This is a genomic window from Candidatus Colwellia aromaticivorans (assembly GCF_003333305.1).
Lineage (GTDB): Bacteria > Pseudomonadota > Gammaproteobacteria > Enterobacterales > Alteromonadaceae > Colwellia > Colwellia aromaticivorans.
On the sequence record NZ_QOLD01000028.1, the window covers coordinates 1 to 18,585 of the forward strand.

Below are 18,585 nucleotides of genomic sequence, written 5' to 3' on the forward strand. Positions count from 1 at the left end.
ATGTGGTATAACAGTAACCGACTACACTCTTACTTAGGGTATCAAAGCCCTAATGATTTTGAATTGAATATTAATGAGTTAGAAAAAGCGTCTTAACTAGGGTGACTGAATTTACTTGACCAGGTCAGGTTGAACCTAAGCTTGGTAAAACCGAATTATAATAAATAGGCGTCTTTAGAAGCATTTTCTTTTCAGCCATGGCAGCACTTGAGAAACTGCCTACAATTAACGTACTTAATAATAATAAAGGAAATTTTTTCATTGTTTTTTCTCCAGAAATGTTTAATACCACTTTCTATGACTATGTGTTCATTTCTACTGGTTAAAATAACCAATTAGTTTGTTATTTATTTAATAATTAAAGCAATTAGTTATTAAATAAATACCTTATATCTGACTATTTACCTGCGTATAAAATAGCTGACCTAATTAATAAAACGAGTATGATGAAAAGTTAAAGAGTGTATTTTGTTGAAAATTAGATGATTTCAATGTTTCAAAAATCATCTTACTTATTGCCTTAACTAAGATATTAAAATAATGGAATCGGCGGAATCGGCGAATGCACGTATTTTTTCTACGTGTTTGTACTTAGTTTTGTAATGAAAAATTTTAATTGGAATAGGAAAAATACATTATGTCTGAATTATTGGTTTCAAAATGGCTTAACACTAAAGGTGAAATATCATTGGATAACTTACGAGGCAATGTAGTCTTAGTTTATGTTTTTCAAATGTTATGTCCCGCTTGCATTCTTCACTCAATCCCACAGGCAAAAAAAGTACATCAGATGTTTGCTCTAGAAAACTTACAAGTACTCGGCTTACATAGCGTATTTGAACACCATGATGCAATGGAAGAAAAAAGTTTACGTGCTTTTATGCATGAATTTAGAGTGAAATTCCCTGTTGGAATAGATAAAGCAAGTATCAGAACAAAGGGGATTATCCCACAAACCATGGAAAAGTATTCAATGCAAGGCACACCTAGTTTACTAATATATGATAAAAACGGTGAGCTAAAACTGCAACATTTTGGTCATATGGATGATATGGAGCTAGGGGTTATAGTAGGAACTCTGATTTCAGGAGATATTAGTTAACGTCTCTTGTATAAAGAAAAATATTTGGTAGAAGTAAACATCTCGTTTGTATACCCGTGTTACCTCAAAATGCGGAATTCAGCTGGAATTAGAAACGTCTTTAAGCAAGACATTGATTGAAGAGAATGGTTGTTCAGGACAATATGCTCCTGCATTGTCCATATAAGCTACATCCATGTAGCGCCATTGTCAAAATCAATAACGCAGCATAAAACGTTTCTAAACCAGCCTTACGGGGATGTCTGAGCAAATCATGCTATTTGTTGCATCTATTTTTAAGGACGCTACATGGATGTAGCTTATTAGAGAATGCAGGAGCACATTCTCCTGAATAGCCCTTAATAAAAAGATGCGCCTTGATCATGAATCGCTCAGGCATCCTGAAACTCACATTTTGAATTATCACGGGTATATACTACTTACAGCCATCGATTATCGCAGTTTTATGATCCAAAAAAGCATCAACCAAACTGGAAAGTGCTTTTTGCTTGAGATGATTTCCTATAATATCTACCTTGCTTTTATTGATCTTCGACAATAATAATATGTAAAACTTCAGGTCCATGAGCACCCTGAACTAACACTCCTTCTATATCGGTTGTGCCACTAACACCGGATATTAGACACATATTTCGCGGAGTCTCACCCTTTTTAGCAATCTCATTGGCGATAAGGGCATAGTCATCCATATAGTGAAGTATTTTCGATTTCGGAATAACAGCAATAAGGTACAAGGGTAAAAAATTGAGCAAGATGGGCATTTTGGGACTTGAATGAACAACAAACGATCCCGTTTCTGCAACACCATATTCTGCCCAGCATAAGCCAACCGTGTTATCGTTTTCAATATCACTATCCGTAGAGATACCTTCCCAATCCAGTTTTTCTAATTTATCGATACCCTGTACTTTAATCTCTTGAGGTAGTGAGTGTTTGTCAAAAAATTGATTCACTGAATTAGGTAAATCATCCAGCGTCGAAATTTTTTCACAGCTAGTGCCGATAACTAACCCAGCTTCAATTCGAAGCACTAAAGCTTGCGTTGCATCTTCAGATAAAAGTTTTGGACGTGCGAATTCACTTTCTTTTAGGAGTTCAAACGCCTCTTGCTGAATGGTCTTCACGTCCATTGTGACGGTTGGCTTAGCATTTTTAATCGCACTAAATATCTTTGTTCTACTTAGTTCACTTTTTTGTTTATTCATTCTTTACGCTCCGCCACTTTTGGCTTTTTTCATTTTTTTATATTGATGCATAAACGTGGTAGATCCTGGTTCAATCAAATCACGATTACGAGTCCAGCCTGAAGTAAAGGGCATATACTTAATCCACCCTTTACGGCTAAACACCTTCATGAAGATAACCCCGCAAGAAGAAAGTAATTGAAATAACCTTGGCCTTTTAGCCAACTCGGCGAAAGACTGTACAACAAAACGGTTTGTTAACGGTTCATATTTTTTCTGCCACGACTGTGCACGCAGCGAGCGCAATAATTTAGGCAGTGGAATATTAACCGGACAAACTTCTTCACAGCGACCATTCATCGTACAGGCATGCGTCTGTTTGTTTGCTACTTCAAGGCTGTCTAAATGAGGTGTTAGAACAGAGCCCATTGGCCCTGGATAAACTGAGCCATATGCATGACCACCAATATGCTTATATACCACACAATGATTCATACATGCTCCACAACGGATACAACGCAACATTTCTTCCATGCCCTCAGCAAGCATTTTTGTACGGCCATTATCTACCAAAACTATATGGCATTCTTGTGGCCCATCAGCATCATTAGGCCTTTTAGATCCGTTATGGAAGGTGATGTATTGTGTTATTTCTGCCCCCGTAGCCGAGCGAGTTAACAATCGCAACAAAGGTACGGCGTGGGCCATTGAAGGGACTAGCTTTTCAATGCCTGCTGTCACTATATGGACTTTAGGCGGCGTTATTGTGAGCTCAGCATTACCTTCATTGGTGACAGTACAAGATGAACCACTATCAGCCAGTAAGAAATTAGAGCCACTAATACCGATATCTGATGTTAAGAATTTATTACGAAGGTCGCGACGGGCACTTCTCACTAGATCAGTAATCTCTTCGGAATAGGTTGGATCTTCATGAAACTCTCTAAAGAGTTTTACCACATCTTCTCTACTGCGGTGCATCGCTGGCCAAACAATATGAGAAGGTGGATCACCGGCAAGCTGAATGATATGTTCGGCTAAATCCGTTTCAATTCGTTCCATTTCTGAATTATCGAAAGCATGTGTTAAGCCAATTTCTTCACCTAGCATAGACTTACTTCGGGTAACTTTTTTAGCCTTGTGCTGACGACAGATATCTAAAACAATCTTCGACGCTTCTTCACCCGTACTCGCCCAATGAACAATAGTACCTTGAGCCAAAGCATTCTTCTCGAACTCAGCCAAGTAATGGTCCATATACTTAATGGTATGATCTTTGACTTTTTGTCCTTGCGACCGTGCATTCTCAAACTCGGGGAAATTAGCAACTGCTTCAGTGCGCTTTGTTTCGGCTTTATCCGTGGTTCGCCGAATAATCTTTTTTAAATCAGGCTGTGCTAAAGCCTTGCTAACGTTCTTGGTGAAATCTTCAGGTTTATTAACTTGCATCTTTGCCTCCTAAAATCTGTGGAGCTAAACCAGCCAAAACCTCAGCGGTATGTAATGCCTTTATCTCTTTGTGACCTTCTCGATTGAGCTTACCTGCTATATTCATTAAGCAGCCCATATCACCACCGAGCAGATAATCGGCCTCAGTAGCTAGAATGTTTTTGACTTTTTCAGCGACGATCTCATTTGAAATATCCGAGTATTTCACACAAAATGTGCCACCAAAACCGCAGCATTCAGAATGACTATTTAGTGGCTTATGATCTAACCCCTTCACCTTTGACAACATCTTTCGGGGCTGTTCATATACATGAAGAGAACGATACCCAGAACAACTATCGTGATAAGTAAATGAACCATCAAGCTCAATACCACGGGGTTCGAAGTTACAAACATCAACCAAAAATGAAAGCAGTTCATGGGTTATACTTGCCAAATGCTTAGCCCTTGCAAGCCATTCAGGCTGATCTTTAAATACTTCTATAAAATTCTTTTTGATCATTGCTGCACATGAGCCAGAAGGAAGAACAACGTAATCAAAATTTTCAAATTGTTTAATCGTTTGATAGGCAATCTGACGTGTTCCTTCATCATCTCCTGAATTGAATGCCGGCTGTCCGCAACAAGACTGTAGCTCTGGAACCTCAACAGTACAACCAGCCTGCTCAAGTAGTGTTATTGAAGCAAAGCCTATAGAAGGGCGCATGGTATTAACCAAGCAGGTAACAAAAAGACCTACTTTCTTTTCAGAGATATTTAGACACTCAATCGTATTTGGTTGAGTTCTACCAGCATTAGTAATTTTTTGAGACATTTACCCGCCCTTATAAACGAAGTTGACTTTAGGGTCTGTTGATCTTTCGAGATTGTTTTTGCAGCTATTTGTTGGGTATTTATACAAGGCAGAGCCTTTGTCATGTGGTTGTTCCACATAAAAAGGCGATAACGCCGTAAAAATGACCAACAAATGCTGTCCGAAGGATTCGGCTAAAAGCGCTTTACTCTTTGTTGAGTAGTATTTGCTTAGAGTGACTAGACTACACACTACTCGCCGCGATTAAAGCGCTTTTATCTCGAACAAAAATTAACCGCGAAAGTTCAACAGACCCTCTTAGTATATGAAAATAAACCACATACTTGATCTATTTAATAATAATTTTTACAAGATAACTAACATACCGTTAATCTTATTGTTAATATATACGTCATTTATTAATTTATTGTTTCCAAAAACGTCGTAATTGTTTTTAAGGTAAGCTCGGGGGAAAATATGGTCGGTGTAAATGAATTATTTTTATTTGTGTTAGTGGTTGAAGCTGGCTCTTTTAATAAAGCCGCAGCCATTGCTGGTATATCGACACCCGCATTAAGTAAAAAAATATCTAAGTTAGAAAAAGATTTATCAGTGCAGCTTTTGTACAGAACTACCCGTAAGCTTAGTTTAAGTGAAGCAGGAGAAACTCTTTATCAACATGCAAAAAATATTAATCAACAAGTTAATGAGGCTATTGGTGCGGTAAGTAATTTCAGTGAAAAAATTTCAGGAGAAATAAAACTTAGTGTCCCTACTATTTCGGGGGAGTTACTCTTAGCTGAAATTGTTGCTGGTTTTTGTCATCAACACCCTGATATTAGTGTGAATATACGCCTTGAAAATGAATTTGCTGATTTGGTTAAAGAAGGATTAGACCTAGCTATTCGAACAGGATATTTAGAAAACTCTACATTAATCGCCAAACCACTCATTATTTCTCATTGGATAGTTTGCTGTTCACCAGAATATATTGAACAACATGGTAAACCAAATACTATTGATGACTTATTGACCCATAACTGTCTTGCTTATACAGGCCAAGCAAAAGGTTCTCACGATTGGCGTTTTGAGCAAGACGGTCAGGAGCAAAGTATTCGTATATCAGGCAACTTTGCTACCAATAATGCGCAAGCACTTAGAAAAGCAGCGCTTGCAGGGTATGGCATCGCTTATGTGCCACGATGCGGTGTTTATGAAGATTTACAAAGTGGAAAATTGATTGCGCTTTTGGCCGATTATAAGCCACGATATTTAGGCGTATATGCTGTGTATTCTTACACGCGACATTTGCCAGCAAAAATTCGTTTATTGATAGATCATATTAAACAAGGCTATCAAAATAAGGCTGAGTATTTTTAATCGTTATGTAAAAAGCGGTTGATCGCTATCTTTAATTGTTCTAATTTTATAGGATAGTTCAAGGTTAACCCCTCACTATTATTATCCTTGCCAAATTCAAGGAGCTCAATGGTTTGTAGTTTTAACCTTTGACACAGGTTGATTAATAACTTTTGTTGTAGTTTAGATTGATGACCAATAATAACCGCCGCAATTTTGTTTCTATTTTCTGCACAGGTCGCCATTGCTTCTTTTGCATTAATTGCAGTTTTATAGGGTAAGTTAAGAAAGCGTAATTGATGTTCAATCGATATTTGGTGTTGATTATCGCCTTCCACAAGCAAGATACTCTTTTCATTATAAAGCACGGGTAACTCGCTTTGCTTAATGACTTTTACCGGTATTTCAAAGCTAAAAACAGAGCCTTTTCCAGCAACGGAGTGGGCTGACATCTCACCATCAAGTAACTGACATAGCTCACGGCTGATGGCTAATCCAAGGCCGTTACCTAAACTTTCAGCATCTGATTTACCTTGAATAAAGGGTTGAAAGATCATTTTCATATCATCTTGGTCGATACCAATGCCGGTATCAGAAACCGAAATATTAAGAAATGCCTGCTCACCATGCATTTGGCTAGAAATTTTCAACTCAACCTGCCCTTGATCGCTAAACTTAAGCGCATTAGTTAATAAATTTAAGGTGATTTGGCTGAGCCGAACGGGATCCGTCTCGATTTTTGCAGGAACTTTGCTATCTATGGTACAAAAAATCTTCAGTCCTTTGATATGGGCATTAATTGCCAGCAGATGGACGAGATCTTCAAAATGTTGTCTCACTTCAAACACTTCAACTTTTGGTTGTAGCTTGCCTTTTTCTAGTCGATAAACATCCACCAGGTCATTGAGCAAGTTAAGTAACCTGACACCTGATGAGCGGACGATAGAAAGTGAACGTAAATGCTCAGGATCATAGGTGTTTTTTTGGACACTTTCCAACAGTTTGAGCATGCCCTGTAAAGGGACTCTTAACTCCTGACTCATAGAAATAATAAATTTTGACTTTGCCTGGCTTGTGGCATTCACTTGCTTATTTGAAGTAACTAAAGCTTGATTTTTTTGTTTGAGTTGTTTTGCTAACTGCTGATTGGAAAAGGTTAACGTTAAGTTTGTTTTTATATGATGATGCATGGCGGTAAAGTTGCCATATAAGAAAAAAGCGTGCAGTAAGACTAATATACTTAATATGTAGAAGATGTTGCTGCCAACTAGTATTAAGCCTAAAGAAAAGCCGCTAAATAATGGCAGCGAAAATGCAATAAAGGATGATTTTATTGCCGATTGGCCTGCAACACTTTCCATGCTTATCGCGATTATTACTATGATTAACAACCATTGAAAGTCCTGTGGCAGGCTGGCTAAAAACACGCTACTGAAGCCTGCTAACGCACCGGTAATTACGTCGAGCATCAGCATGTACTTAAGCCAGCGAGAGTAGTTTAGGGTGGTACTCTTTTGCTGGCGAATTGTTTTATGAACCGTATTTCGAACCAAACTTAATACATAGATGGCAACAAGCCAGCTCCCTAATATTACGTGGTTGGTATGTGGCCAAAAAAGTACAGTTAAGATGCTGGCGGTCAGAGGAAAAACATAGATTACTTTATTTAAGCTCGAGACTAGCAACATTAAGCTTTGGTGCTGAATATATGCCTGTTGTTCTGGGCTAGGTGATGGAAGCGTATCTATTGTTTCTTCAGGTAGTTTGGAATTCAAATTTTATCTCAGTTTTACAACAACTTATTCGATAGTGATAGCTGCGTGATATATCGGCAATAACTATTGAAAACAAAACGATAGCATAAGAGCTTTTTGCGCTATTGTCTAACTTATTTAAATAAACAATAAGCGGCGAGCTACCCATTTATAAATCAAGGGATATTTAAAATCCGCCATATTCAAGTTCATATTCAAGGTAAAGTACAATAATAAAATAAGTAACTGCTGCACCAATAATGGAACCAAATACTGATGCCAATAGAAGCAGTTTAAATGGACTGATTTTGGTCAGCCGTATAGCAAATTTACCATTTGAAATCAGTCTTCTGTGCTTAACCTTATAGGTTGTGTTATAGCGTTGTATCTGTAAGCGAATAATTAGCTCAGTAACAATCAACATCTGATGTTATAATACACTTAGCGATATTCTCATTTTAAATGATTATTTACGTTAGGAAGTGGATCAATAAAATACTTTGTTAATTGCAATAGACGTCTAAGAGTCTATTGCAATTAATGACTAAATCGGGTTTAATACGCAGGTTATTTACAGGCACAGTTATCTGTTATTGCAAATAACACCAGAAGAGGAGCGATAACTAGGTAAATAACGTTTGGAATCACACTCCATTAAGCGTTATTGAGGGAGATTATCGCCGAGGATATTAATCGAGTGAATGTTAATGTCCGGTCACTAAGGCTGAATCCTTAGGGCTGTCACCGGTAGCGCTTACTTTTCGGATGTATAAAAGTAAGCCTTAAACAAGGTGGAGAGCTTCTGGCTGAAAAAGTTAACATTGCCCGCATCAACATACTATGCGTCAACCTAAAAACTTCTCAGTCATGCTCTTCCTGTATTAAATAGCGAATGATTGCCTTCAACTTATAAATCATCGCACTTAGGAAGAATTAACCATGTTACAAAATGAATCATCTCAGCAAGTATCTAGTCAAAACCTACCCCTTACCGTAGCCAAATTTGGCGGCACCAGTGTTGCTGATTATCAAGCAATGCTACGTTGCGCACATATCATTAAAAATGATACTAGTAACCGTTTAGTCGTTGTTTCTGCAAGTGCTGGCGTTACCAACTATTTAGTACGCTTAAGTCAAGAAAGTGTGCCAAGTGATGAGCAAGTAGACATTATTGCTAATATTCGTGCGATTCAAGTCAATATAACTCAGCATTTAGCTAACGATGTAGAACAACACTTAAATGATGAAATAGATACCTTACTTAATCAGCTTGCTGAACAGGCATTAAATCAATCTGTGCACCATAGTGTTAAACAAGCAGATGCTATTTTATCGTTTGGTGAGCAATTTAGTTCTCGCATTTTTGCGCAAGTTTTACAATCTGTTGGTATCGATGGCGCCTATTTTAATGTTCAACAAGTGATGAAAACCAACAGCTTATATGGCAAGGCTGTGGTTGATATAGAGCAATTAAGAACTGCTTGTAACGACATATTAGCGGTAAAGTTGCCACAACAAGTGTTGGTAACCCAAGGCTTTATTGGACAAGACGGTTTAGGTGAAACAACTACTTTAGGGCGTGGTGGTTCAGATTACAGTGCAGCATTACTGGCCGAAGCTTTAAATGCTAGTAACTTATCTATCTGGACTGATGTGGTAGGTATCTTTACTACAGATCCTCGCATCACCGAACAAGCAAGAGCTATTAAAGAAATTAGCTTTGGTGAAGCTGCTGAAATGGCTACTTTTGGGGCGAAAATATTGCACCCCGCAACACTTATACCTGCGATGCGTCATAACATTCCGGTATTTGTTGGCTCAAGTAAAGAGCCTGAAAAAGGCGGCACACAAATAAAACAAAAAGTGGATTCTAATCCTGTTTATCGTTCAATCGCGCTTAGACGCGAGCAAACATTGGTGACAGTAAAAAGCCCTGCAATGTTACATGCCAGTGGTTTCTTAGCGCAAGTATTTGGTATTTTAGCTAAGCATGAACTCAGTGTTGATTTAATTACCACCAGTGAAATTAGTGTCGCGCTAACGTTTGATAACCCAAGTGGCTCAACACAAGCATTAATCACCTCTACTGTAGTAGAAGAGTTAGAGCAACTTTGTGAAGTAACGGTAGAACACGGCTTATCATTAGTGGCGGTTATTGGTAATGGTTTAAATTGTGCTAAAGGGATAGGGCAAAGTATCTTTCAAACGATTAATGACATCAATATACGATTGATTTGTCACGGTGCTAGCGCGAATAATTTATGCTTTTTAGTCAATGAAAAAGATGCAAATCATGTGGTAGAAAAACTGCATAACGAGTTATTCTCTTTTTAATGAGCCTTTTTAACTAATAATCTAGAGACATTCCTGTAACAGATAACATTTGTGCAGGAATGTCTTGAGCTTGCTTCTTTAACTGACCGGTGTTTGTTAGCTTTACTTCAACACACCATCCATCTCACTATAATGACGACTCATTAATCTTTTAGGCTATTAAAAGTCGAAAACATCATTTATTTCCTAATTTCTCATTCTCATTTCCAATAGCTCAAAGTTCATAAAAATTTATAATAGCTTTTTAATATCGGATTCAATATCTTCAGGCTTTGTCGATGGCGCATAGCGCTTAATTACCAAGCCTTCACGGTTGATAAGAAACTTGGTAAAGTTCCACTTTATGCCTTCAGAGCCTAGAAGCCCAGGTGCTTGTGTTTTCAAATAATTAAACAAAGGGTGAGCATTGTCGCCATTAACGTCAATTTTGCTAAACAGTGGGAATTTAATGTTAAAGCGTAAATCGCAAAACTGTTTTATCTCTTCATCACTACCACTTTCTTGTTGTTTAAATTGATTGCAAGGGAAGGCTAGAATCTCTAACCCTTGTGCTTGATGATCTTGATAAAGTGTTTGTAAGCCTTGGTATTGGGGGGTAAAACCACAATCACTCGCGGTATTGACAATCAACATGACTTTACCTTGATAGCTTGCTAATTCAACCGACTCTCCAAGATTACTTTTAGCTGAAAACTGATAAATGTTGTTATCCATGGTGGCTCCTACAGTAACTTTGGTTGTGCACAATTTAACTTTACTCAATTTAGTCTCTTTTTTTTGTAAATACAAAATATATATTAAGATAACTTTACCTATAGCATCTTTCATAACAAGACTAATTTGATTACCATAGGCGACATTAAATACAACACATCGGAAATAACGTTAATGAACCCAATTATTCAAATGTTAAAAGAGTTAAATGTTAGTGAAGAAAAAATCAATGAACTTTTTCAAGCATTAACTGAGAACCCATTAATGGCAATGGCTGTTATTGGGCAGTTAGGTATTCCAAGTGAAAAATTACAAGAAATAATGGGCATAGTAATGACCCAACCTAATTTAATTCAAGAAGCAGTAGAAGAATTAGGCTTAGATTTCTCTAAAGTTGAAGCTGCGAAAGAAAAATTAAAAGAAGGTTTATAACTCGTCATGAATGATACTAATAGCAGCAGTTTAGAGTCTTTTCTTGTGCAAGTTAAGCAACAAGAGCCTACTATAGAGTTTGAGCAAGTCATGCAGGTTATTACTGATAATTATCAATATCAGCCAGCACTTTTCACTAATGGTGAGCTTGTTAATGAAATGGGAACTAACGAAGGTTCTTGTAAAATTTTTTACTTTGCTCAGTTAAATCAATTGAGCCCACAACAAACGCTTGCTTGTTTTGGTCGTTATTATCGCGAGGATGTTTTAGCTAATCCAAATGGTAATGATCACGGAAATATTCGAAATTTTATGCAAACTGGTTGGCAGGGCATTGAATTTAAATCAGTTGCCTTATTACCGATAGAATAAGTACCTGCTGAATAAGTTAATTTAGCGGAAATTATATTCAAGCAACTTCAAATCGTTTATATAAGGATCAGTTCAATGAAAGTAGCATTTATAGGTTTAGGCGTAATGGGTTATCCTATGGCTGGGCACTTACAAAAAGCCGGTCATGACGTTTGTGTATATAATCGTAACCAAGCAAAAGCAGAAAAGTGGCAGGCTGAATTTTCAGGTAAAACAGCTAAAACGCCAGCATTGGCGGCTAAAGAATGTGAAATAGTTTTTTGTTGTGTCGGTAATGATGATGATGTTCGTCAAGTGGTATTAGGTGAACAAGGTATATTGGCTGGTATGCCTAAGGGCAGTATTCTAGTTGATCACACGACAGCGTCTGCCAATATTGCGCGTGAGTTAGCTGAAATTGCCACGAAGCAAGAGCAACATTTTCTTGATGCACCCGTTTCTGGTGGTCAAGCCGGCGCAGAAAACGGTTTATTAACCGTAATGGTTGGCGGTAACGAAGCTATTTTTGGTAAAGTACAGCCCATTATGGATGCGTATGCCCGTTTTAGTCAGCTGATGGGTGATGTGGGTAGTGGGCAAATAGCCAAAATGGTGAATCAAATTTGTTTTGTTAACACTGTACAAGGTTTAGCTGAGGGATTAAATTTTGCACAAAAAGCAGGGTTAGATACTGATAAACTACTTGATACTATTGGGAAGGGAGCTGCAGGCTCTTGGCAAATGGATAACCGTGGTAAAACTATGTGCGCGCGTGAATTTGATTTTGGTTTTGCTGTTGATTGGGTAAGAAAAGATCTTGCCATTGCCTTTGAAGAAGCTGAAAAATTAGGTGCTGATTTAACCGTTACTAAACAACTCGATGGGTATTATCAAGAAATTCAAGAAAATGGTGGTAACCGTTGGGATACTTCTAGCTTAATTAGCCGCTTCAAGGATCCAAGGTTTACAAAGTCATAATTTTACGTGCCTATGTAGATGGTTCAGGATCGTCATCCCCGTGATTTCTTAATCGGGGATCTAGTGTATTAAGCGCAATAGATCTTCGATAAGATACTTCGAAGATACGCTACATGGATGTAGTTTATTAGACAATGCAGGAGCATATTGTCCTGACGTATACAGTTACATCCTGAGTTAACTGCATAGCCATGTAATTTTATAAAGTACATTATAATGCTATTTTTAGCTTATTTCACTAGCTCATGGGTGAAAAGGTGACACGTCACCTTAACGATGTAAACAGTCCAGCTCACCGCTTACGTTGTGGCGTGTGCGGTTGAGCCAATCATTTCTGATGCATCCATAACAAGTACAACGGCATTTTCATCGCGGCTTAACACGATTGTTTGCAATTTAGGAATTTGACGAGCACCGACTACCGCCAAAAGAACTTTTTGATCGTTTTGTTCAATTAAGTTTTCACCCGTTAAAATAGTGCCGTCTCGGCCTAACTCTTCTGAAATTGCTAGCCCAATATTGTCGGTTTGGTTTGAAATTATATGGACTACTTTTTCAGCTACCGCACCGGTTAGAATTTTATCGATAACTTTTGTTGTGACATAAATACCAATTAAACTCCACAATGCTAACTCCATATCTTTGAATACTATGCCAACAGCGATAATGATAATCATATCGAAAAACATAATGACTTGCGCAGATCTAAATGAGGAATAACGGGCAACAATTTTTGCGACGATTGTAGTACCGCCCGCTGATGCTTGGCCTTTCATCACTATGCCTATTCCTGCACCAATACACACACCGCCATAGATGGTAGATAGCAATATACTATCAATGGGTGGGAAAGAAATTATTCTTGGCAATAGTTCAACAAAGGTAGCTGTTAAAATAATGGCAATAACGGTGCGTACGGCGAAAAGAAAATCAATAAATTTACATGCCTATGCAGATAACTCAGGACTGGACTGAGCTATACTGTATATATAAACACACTGTATAGGTAGACATAATCATGAACATGCCAGAAGCAAGCTTTTTAGATTGGCAACAGCAGTTTAGTACAGAAGATGATTGTTTGAGATATTTACAACAAATGAAGTGGCCAAATGGTTTTATTTGTCCGAGCTGTGGCAATGATCATAGCTATGAGATTGTAAGTCGTCATTTATACGAATGTACACAATGTAGGAAGCAAACTTCAGTCACGGCAGGGACACTTTTTCATGGTAGTCGGCTCAGTTTAATTCAATGGTTTTGGGCTATATATTTTATTGGTTCAGATAAAGGAAGTATATCGGCACTGAGACTAAGTAAATTAATAGAAGTTCATTGGCGAACCGCGAGACTGATTTTGAAGAAACTTCGACGTGCTATGGGACACAGAGATAGTTTATATCAATTAAGTGGCACAATAGAGCTAGATGACGCCCTAATTGGTGGTCGAAAGAAAGGCAAACGAGGTCGTGGTGCAGCAGGAAAAAAGAATGTGATAATAGCCTGTGAAAGCAAGAAGAAAAAAGCAGGATTTATCGCAATGGAAGTGGTCGATAGTATTTGCCATCTTAGTGTTAATGAGTTTGTTAAAAAGAACTTGAAACGAGGTCAGAAAGTTCATTCTGATGCATTACCCGCATTGAATATTATTGACCAAACACAAAACTATGAAGCAAGGGTGACACCAAGTTATTTGGTGGATGAATGGCTACCGTGGGTACACATAGCTATCGGTAATTTAAAAACGTTTTTGTTAGGCACATTCCATGGCGTATCAGGAAAATACCTACAAGAATACTTAGATGAGTTCTGTTATCGGTTCAATCGTCGATTTATCGAAAAACAGATACCTAACCGATTGTTAAATTTGGCGATAATTCATTCGCCTGTAAAATCGACCTGAGCCAAGTGCATAGGCATGTAAATTTAAGACCTGCAAGAACCAGTGGAATATTGATTAACACCATGGTGAGTGACGTTGGAATACCGGTTAAATAATGAAATATAATCGATATACCAGGGGTGCCGCCTGTGGCGATATTGACAGGTATCAGAAAAAAGGTAACACCAAAGGCCAGTAAATAAGAACCAAGTGAAATTAAGATTATATTTTTGAGCTCTTTCATACTGAATTGTTTATGTATCTATTTACATTACATGTTAACGATATGGTATCACGAACGATTGAAAGGCGGGAGGTTATAGTGTGAATAGGGGGGAGATAACCGGGTAATTACATTGTAATTACCCGTTAGGAAAATTGGTCTGGCGGGGGTATTACTTATCCTCCTTGCACATATTCATACAACGCTTTTAACACAGACATTTTACTTTTGTCTTCTTCATGCTCGTGCGCTAAATTTTCAATTTTTATCATAAACTCATCCAGATTTAAAATACCTTTGCCACCATACTGCAACTTGTTTTGGCAATATTGTTGCCAATGTTCTTGTTCTTCAGTCGTTAAGGTATGAGGGTAGTTACGTGCTCGGTATCGAGTTAACAGCACAGATAATCGTTCATCTTGGAATTTAAACGGATGGCTACCAAGTTGCTCAGGAGATAAGCCGCGTAAAATATCCATTTGAGTTTTATCACTGTGACTAAAGAAGTTGCCACCATATAACGCTTGCTCAGCATCAACATCTCTATTATCGAAATCACTAATAGCAAAAACATCACTCAGTTTATCTCTTAGCTCCGCATGTTGTTTTAATATTGCTAAATTTTCTAAACAGTAATCACGTGGAATTGCTAAACGCTCAGCGTTTTCTGGTAATAGTGTTTTCGCAGGGGCAATGACAGGGCACTTATTAATATGGATTAACTTAACGGGTATAGGTTTTTCATCGGGTGCTAAATCATCGTAGCGAGTATATAAACGTGCTTTAATTTCTTCGCTGGTTAGCGTTAATAAGGGTTCAATATCTTGTGCCAAGTCGATACAGATCACCGCATTTTTATTCACCGGATGATAACTAATAGGCGCAAACCAACTGGTACAACCATGCAGCGATGATATTTTACTTGAGGTATGAACGACCGGTGTCATGTCTGCCACGTTAAGTAATTCAGCCACTTGTTTTTTACTTTTTAAGTTAAAAATAAAATCATAAAGTTTTGGCTGCTTTTCTTTTATTAATTTGGCCATCGCAATAGTAGCATAAACATCAGACATAGCATCATGCGCTGATTCATGGCTAATACCATTCGCTTTAGTGAGTAACTCTAAACGAAAACTCACCACCTGTTCACCATCACGGTCAATAGTAGGCCAATTTATGCCTTCAGGGCGAAGTGCATAACAGGCGCGAACCATATCAATAATATCCCAACGACTATTACCATTTTGCCATTCACGGGCATAAGGGTCGAAAAAATTACGGTAGAAAAGGTAGCGCGACACCTCATCATCAAAGCGTATATTGTTATAACCAGCCACACACGTATCAGGCACACTAAATAACGCATTAATTCGACTAGCAAATTCAGCTTCGGTTAACCCTTCACGCTGCGCTTTTTGAGGCGTAATACCCGTTACTAAACAAGCCTCTGGATGAGGCAGGTAATCTTGCGGTGGTTGGCAATAAAACATTTCAGGCTCGCCAATGATATTGAGATCTAAATCTGTCCTGATCCCCGCAAACTGAGAAGGCTTATCTACTTTGGGTGAAATGCCCCAAGTTTCATAATCGTGCCAGAGAATGCTCGGCTGGTTTGTTATGTTTTGATTTGAAGTGTTTTGTTTCATTTTATCCATGTAAAACAATTGATTAGTTTTTATTTTGTGAGCTAATGTATCTTTTCATCTTTTATTGTTCGCCAGTGTTTTACCTTGTTTGTGTGATATAAATAGGTTCTATTTCCTTTCAATATCGTTACAGATTTCAGGCTATTCCTAAGCGGTTAACACTAGGTCGATTTCCTGATCTGACTTTAGCACAGGCAAGGGATAAAATCCCATAATTACGGCAGTTGTTAAAAAATGGTAAAGATCCCATTGTAGAGCTAAAGAGAATAGCTGCACCAACAGGTGCAACACTTGACGATTGCGTACATTCATTTTTAGAACGACATGTTGTTAAGCTTCGTTCAAACAAACAAAATTAATATAACAACGTCCGCTTTTAGCGAGCAGAACAACTAAAGATCAACTGATAGCGAATGACTTCAAAACACAGAAAAGAAGTTTAAAAATTAAGAGTTTTTCACATTATATGAAAAAGCTTACAAATTAATAGTTGTAAATTTGAGTTTTTTATTTTGTTTTCTTGAAATTTTTTTATATTAAATTTGCAAAATGGTCATACACGTCTAACCTTTAAATAGTTGTACTGCGGTTCCTATCTAGAATGAGATGAATAACAATTGATGTGATGTTCGATGGAATGAGTGTTGTAAATATTAGTAGTCACTTGTCGTTAATTTCCCTAATTCAATTGATGAATATCAATTCTGATATTTTGAGTTAATCAAAAACTTATAATCGCAGTCTTCGTTGCTCACTTGGCAAATGGATTAGTCTTTTATGTTAGATAAAGCATTGTTTTTTTTCGCGGATGAATTAAATTCCTATCTTCAGGCTCGTACGGGTTTGCTTGGTACAAAAGTAAAAGTTAGCGCAATTGTTAATGAAGATGGAAAATATGTGATGGATGCTGAGTCTATTGCTATTACCATTTTAAATATCGAAGAAGAAACTATCATCAAAGATCATCAGCGACAGCATGTTTATCAATCTGGGCAACATAAGGTATTAAATCCGAGATTGAATTTAAATCTAATGGTGATGTTTTCGGCCAAATTCGCTGTTTATGATCAAGCGCTTAAATATATAAGTCATGTATTAACTTTCTTTCAAAATAACAATAGTTTTTCTTCTAATACTTATCCAGCTCTCGATCAAACAGTAAAGAAATTAAATATTGAATTACAAAGGCTTAGCTTTGATGAGTTGAATCAAGTTTGGGCCTTTATCGGCGGTAAACAGCTGCCGTCTGTTATTTATAAAGTTAGGATGATAGCCATACAAGATCAAATACAAAACGACATTCAACAACCCATTACCGTTATTGATTCAACGGTTAATGTGGTTTAACTGGCTTTATTTAGTCAAGGAGGCAAAATGTCTGTTCAATTTAAAACCTTATTTAGTGTAAAGTTATTACATGAATATTACGCAGACATATTTGCAGATTTAATTCTTGTAGTGCCTGAAGCAACGGCAATAGTTTTAAAAAATGGCAAAATACTCGTTAGAGAGTTGGATGGTGTTTATCATTTTTTGTGTGAATTTCAAGAAAACAACATACCTGTAATCGAACTGTTGAATCAGTCATTACAGTTTGGTTTAAAATTATCTAATCCATATTTCTTTAATTTTACAGATATTGCACATGACAAAGCTGTGTCACTATACAACAATTCTTCTCTAACATCTTCATTAAACATAGCCGCTAGCGTTATACCTACGGGACGTTTTTTAACACATTTCATTAGTCATGAAGATAGGCCTGTAACGCTATCGTTGGAAAGTATAAAGGGTAATGTTATATCAACAGAAACAATTACAAGTGAACACACAAGAAATCATTGTTCATTTGAGTTTGAAAATGCTTTATTTGGGGCTTATCGAGTTAAAGAGACCTACCCAGAGACGAATGAAGTTATAAACTATTATTATCATCAAGAAATTTTCGTTCAACCCATTTTTTCATTAATAGAAATCAAAATTGACAGTAGTTTTTACACGTCTCCCCCAGAGTTCACTATTCAATTTGACGCAAAAAAAGAAAAGCTAAATTACTACATTATTGCTGATAAATATTCCCCGACTGATTTTTTGAATTTACAGATAACCGATACAGGTTTTGTTAAAGATAGTCGAAGTGAAGTCACATTTGAACGCGTAGAAACTGATAACTTTGGACCCACAGAGTTTAAAGAGAATTTACTTGGTAAGCCTGATAGTAAAGTCACGTTATTTAGATCATTAAACAAAGTTAACCGACAACATAAATCAAGAAAAAATATACAGCTCAGTTTAAATGGGCAAATGCTAATTTCAAATTTGCCCGCACCAGGGCAAGAAAAAACTCAAGCGAATTTCATTATTCATCTTGCTAACCCATAGGA

19 protein-coding genes and 1 riboswitch are annotated in these 18,585 nt (G+C 37.3%); of the genes, 10 read left to right on the top strand and 9 right to left on the bottom strand.

Annotation, left to right across the window (positions count from 1 at the left end; genetic code table 11):
- Positions 1–637 precede the first annotated feature (637 nt).
- Positions 638–1,102: a peroxiredoxin family protein gene (locus DWA31_RS04305; protein WP_114325430.1), complete on the top strand. Its 465-nt coding sequence runs from the start codon at positions 638–640 to the stop codon at positions 1,100–1,102.
- 521 nt (positions 1,103–1,623) lie between these two features.
- Here the strand turns inward: DWA31_RS04305 and DWA31_RS04315 are convergent.
- From DWA31_RS04315 to DWA31_RS17435, 4 genes are read right to left on the bottom strand one after another with little or no spacing between them, the layout of a single operon-like run.
- A complete protein-coding gene (locus tag DWA31_RS04315; RefSeq protein WP_114325431.1) occupies positions 1,624–2,307 on the bottom strand; it encodes a LutC/YkgG family protein in 684 nt (227 codons plus the stop codon).
- A gap of 3 nt (positions 2,308–2,310) precedes the next feature.
- On the bottom strand, positions 2,311–3,735 hold the full coding sequence (locus tag DWA31_RS04320; protein ID WP_114325432.1) for a lactate utilization protein B: 1,425 nt from the start codon (positions 3,733–3,735) through the stop codon (positions 2,311–2,313).
- A complete protein-coding gene (locus tag DWA31_RS04325; protein WP_210725540.1) occupies positions 3,725–4,549 on the bottom strand; it encodes a (Fe-S)-binding protein in 825 nt (274 codons plus the stop codon). Before DWA31_RS04325 ends, DWA31_RS04320 begins: the two co-directional genes overlap by 11 nt.
- On the bottom strand, positions 4,550–4,780 hold the full coding sequence (locus tag DWA31_RS17435) for a hypothetical protein (RefSeq protein WP_245942477.1): 231 nt from the start codon (positions 4,778–4,780) through the stop codon (positions 4,550–4,552).
- 225 nt (positions 4,781–5,005) lie between these two features.
- Here DWA31_RS17435 and DWA31_RS04330 point away from each other — a divergent pair, with 225 nt between their 5' ends.
- Positions 5,006–5,908 carry a LysR family transcriptional regulator gene (locus DWA31_RS04330; protein ID WP_114325433.1) on the top strand — a complete coding sequence of 301 codons (903 nt, stop codon included), beginning with the start codon at positions 5,006–5,008 and terminating at the stop codon, positions 5,906–5,908.
- Here DWA31_RS04330 and DWA31_RS04335 read toward each other — a convergent pair.
- A complete protein-coding gene (locus DWA31_RS04335; protein WP_114325434.1) occupies positions 5,905–7,662 on the bottom strand; it encodes a sensor histidine kinase in 1,758 nt (585 codons plus the stop codon). The genes DWA31_RS04330 and DWA31_RS04335 overlap by 4 nt on opposite strands.
- Before the next feature lie 580 nt (positions 7,663–8,242).
- A riboswitch (Lysine riboswitch) is annotated at positions 8,243–8,451 on the top strand.
- Positions 8,452–8,580: 129 nt separating this feature from the next.
- Here DWA31_RS04335 and lysC point away from each other — a divergent pair.
- Positions 8,581–9,975 (top strand): lysine-sensitive aspartokinase 3, encoded by a 1,395-nt coding sequence (lysC, locus tag DWA31_RS04345; RefSeq protein WP_114325436.1) that lies wholly within the window; start codon positions 8,581–8,583, stop codon positions 9,973–9,975.
- 231 nt (positions 9,976–10,206) lie between these two features.
- On the opposite strand, the gene DWA31_RS04350 is transcribed toward lysC, so the two are convergent.
- Positions 10,207–10,689: a glutathione peroxidase gene (locus DWA31_RS04350; RefSeq protein ID WP_114325537.1), complete on the bottom strand. Its 483-nt coding sequence runs from the start codon at positions 10,687–10,689 to the stop codon at positions 10,207–10,209.
- 174 nt (positions 10,690–10,863) lie between these two features.
- On the opposite strand from DWA31_RS04350, the gene DWA31_RS04355 reads away from it, so the two are divergent.
- The 3 genes from DWA31_RS04355 to DWA31_RS04365 are packed head-to-tail and all read left to right on the top strand — an operon-like array spanning position 10,864 to position 12,450.
- Positions 10,864–11,121 carry a DUF2999 family protein gene (locus tag DWA31_RS04355; RefSeq protein ID WP_114325437.1) on the top strand — a complete coding sequence of 86 codons (258 nt, stop codon included), beginning with the start codon at positions 10,864–10,866 and terminating at the stop codon, positions 11,119–11,121.
- 6 nt (positions 11,122–11,127) lie between these two features.
- Positions 11,128–11,493, top strand: coding sequence for a HopJ type III effector protein (locus DWA31_RS04360; RefSeq protein ID WP_114325438.1), 366 nt, complete (start codon positions 11,128–11,130; stop codon positions 11,491–11,493).
- A gap of 51 nt (positions 11,494–11,544) precedes the next feature.
- The gene (locus DWA31_RS04365) at positions 11,545–12,450 is read left to right on the top strand and encodes an NAD(P)-dependent oxidoreductase (protein WP_342766946.1); all 906 of its coding nucleotides are present in this window, start codon (positions 11,545–11,547) and stop codon (positions 12,448–12,450) included.
- A gap of 299 nt (positions 12,451–12,749) precedes the next feature.
- Here the strand turns inward: DWA31_RS04365 and DWA31_RS04370 are convergent, their stop codons facing one another.
- Entirely contained in the window at positions 12,750–13,385 is a 636-nt protein-coding gene (locus DWA31_RS04370) for a YitT family protein (protein WP_281268618.1), read from the bottom strand.
- An 83-nt stretch (positions 13,386–13,468) separates the two neighbouring features.
- On the opposite strand from DWA31_RS04370, the gene DWA31_RS04375 reads away from it, so the two are divergent.
- Positions 13,469–14,353 carry an IS1595 family transposase gene (locus tag DWA31_RS04375; protein ID WP_114325441.1) on the top strand — a complete coding sequence of 295 codons (885 nt, stop codon included), beginning with the start codon at positions 13,469–13,471 and terminating at the stop codon, positions 14,351–14,353.
- On the opposite strand, the gene DWA31_RS17825 is transcribed toward DWA31_RS04375, so the two are convergent.
- Both DWA31_RS17825 and sbcB read right to left on the bottom strand, forming a co-directional pair.
- Complete coding sequence (locus DWA31_RS17825) at positions 14,301–14,576, bottom strand: YitT family protein (RefSeq protein ID WP_114325442.1); 276 nt, start codon at positions 14,574–14,576, stop codon at positions 14,301–14,303. The genes DWA31_RS04375 and DWA31_RS17825 overlap by 53 nt on opposite strands.
- A 155-nt stretch (positions 14,577–14,731) precedes the next feature.
- Positions 14,732–16,210: an exodeoxyribonuclease I gene (gene sbcB, locus DWA31_RS04385; RefSeq protein ID WP_425451857.1), complete on the bottom strand. Its 1,479-nt coding sequence runs from the start codon at positions 16,208–16,210 to the stop codon at positions 14,732–14,734.
- Between the two features lie 101 nt (positions 16,211–16,311).
- Here sbcB and DWA31_RS04390 point away from each other — a divergent pair, with 101 nt between their 5' ends.
- The 3 genes from DWA31_RS04390 (at position 16,312) to DWA31_RS04400 (ending at position 18,583) form a co-directional block, all read left to right on the top strand.
- The gene (locus DWA31_RS04390; RefSeq protein ID WP_245942486.1) at positions 16,312–16,416 is read left to right on the top strand and encodes an Arm DNA-binding domain-containing protein; all 105 of its coding nucleotides are present in this window, start codon (positions 16,312–16,314) and stop codon (positions 16,414–16,416) included.
- Between the two features lie 562 nt (positions 16,417–16,978).
- Positions 16,979–17,548, top strand: a complete 570-nt coding sequence (locus tag DWA31_RS04395; protein ID WP_114325444.1) for a Pvc16 family protein — start codon at positions 16,979–16,981, stop codon at positions 17,546–17,548.
- Between the two features lie 27 nt (positions 17,549–17,575).
- Complete coding sequence (locus DWA31_RS04400; protein ID WP_114325445.1) at positions 17,576–18,583, top strand: hypothetical protein; 1,008 nt, start codon at positions 17,576–17,578, stop codon at positions 18,581–18,583.
- The last annotated feature ends 2 nt before the right edge of the window (positions 18,584–18,585 follow it).

Bases quoted from the DNA above. Each gene is read 5' to 3' on its own strand.
- DWA31_RS04305 (WP_114325430.1), top strand. From the start codon at position 638: ATGTCTGAATTATTGGTTTCAAAATGGCTTAACACTAAAGGTGAAATA.
- DWA31_RS04315 (WP_114325431.1), bottom strand. From the start codon at position 2,307: ATGAATAAACAAAAAAGTGAACTAAGTAGAACAAAGATATTTAGTGCG.
- DWA31_RS04320 (WP_114325432.1), bottom strand. From the start codon at position 3,735: ATGCAAGTTAATAAACCTGAAGATTTCACCAAGAACGTTAGCAAGGCT.
- DWA31_RS04325 (WP_210725540.1), bottom strand. From the start codon at position 4,549: ATGTCTCAAAAAATTACTAATGCTGGTAGAACTCAACCAAATACGATT.
- DWA31_RS04330 (WP_114325433.1), top strand. From the start codon at position 5,006: ATGGTCGGTGTAAATGAATTATTTTTATTTGTGTTAGTGGTTGAAGCT.
- lysC (WP_114325436.1), top strand. From the start codon at position 8,581: ATGTTACAAAATGAATCATCTCAGCAAGTATCTAGTCAAAACCTACCC.
- DWA31_RS04350 (WP_114325537.1), bottom strand. From the start codon at position 10,689: ATGGATAACAACATTTATCAGTTTTCAGCTAAAAGTAATCTTGGAGAG.
- DWA31_RS04355 (WP_114325437.1), top strand. From the start codon at position 10,864: ATGAACCCAATTATTCAAATGTTAAAAGAGTTAAATGTTAGTGAAGAA.
- DWA31_RS04360 (WP_114325438.1), top strand. From the start codon at position 11,128: ATGAATGATACTAATAGCAGCAGTTTAGAGTCTTTTCTTGTGCAAGTT.
- DWA31_RS04375 (WP_114325441.1), top strand. From the start codon at position 13,469: ATGAACATGCCAGAAGCAAGCTTTTTAGATTGGCAACAGCAGTTTAGT.
- DWA31_RS17825 (WP_114325442.1), bottom strand. From the start codon at position 14,576: ATGAAAGAGCTCAAAAATATAATCTTAATTTCACTTGGTTCTTATTTA.
- sbcB (WP_425451857.1), bottom strand. From the start codon at position 16,210: ATGGATAAAATGAAACAAAACACTTCAAATCAAAACATAACAAACCAG.
- DWA31_RS04395 (WP_114325444.1), top strand. From the start codon at position 16,979: ATGTTAGATAAAGCATTGTTTTTTTTCGCGGATGAATTAAATTCCTAT.
- DWA31_RS04400 (WP_114325445.1), top strand. From the start codon at position 17,576: ATGTCTGTTCAATTTAAAACCTTATTTAGTGTAAAGTTATTACATGAA.